Annotated in this window: 1 protein-coding gene; it reads left to right on the forward strand. The window is 58.8% G+C overall.

The window, feature by feature from the left end:
- Positions 1-169 precede the first annotated feature (169 nt).
- Positions 170-747, forward strand: a 578-nt coding sequence (locus AC1D0P_RS26495) for a 3-hydroxyacyl-CoA dehydrogenase NAD-binding domain-containing protein (protein ID WP_477679451.1), incomplete at its 3' end; no start/stop codon positions are given.

A 747-nucleotide genomic window follows, 5' to 3' on the forward strand; every position in this document is an offset into this window, starting at 1 on the left:
CCTTTGAGGCGATTAACCAGGTCTTCGCAATTGCGAAAAAGCTCTGGCTATCCTTGTTGAACGGAAGTATCAAAATGGCCGGGCTTGCGAAATTGCGAGCCCGGCCACTATGATGTGTTGATAAGCGGTTCACCGCCAAAAATCGAAAAAATCTATCACGGGAAAGACCATGGGCAGCGAAATCAGGAATGTCGGTGTGATTGGGGCGGGTCAGATGGGCTGTGGCATAGCCCAGGTTTCCTCCGCCGCCGGCTATCGCGTCCAGCTCTATGATCTGTCTTCCGAGCGCATCGAAGCGGCTCTTGCCACGATCAACGGCAACCTCGCCCGTCAGGTGGCCAACGGCAAGATCACGGAAGAAGAACGCAAGAGCGCGCTTGCCGCCATTTCCGGCTCCGCCGACCTCAACGACCTCGCTTCTGCCGACCTGGTGATCGAAGCGGCGACCGAGGACGAGGCGACCAAGCGCAAGATCTACTCGACCGTCTGTCCGGTCCTGAAGCCGGAAGCGATCCTCGCCACCAATACGTCGTCGCTGTCGATCACCCGGCTCGCCTCCGCGACCGACCGACCTGAGCATTTCATGGGCATCCACTTCATGAACCCCGTGCCGGTGATGAAGCTTGTCGAACTCGTGCGCGGCATCGCCACCGATGAGGGCACGTTCAACGCGGCCAAGCAATTCGTCACCTCGCTCGAGAAGACGATCACGGTCGCCGAGGATTTCCCGGCTTTCATCGTCAACCG

Source organism: Polaromonas sp. P1_G2 (assembly GCF_056405515.1).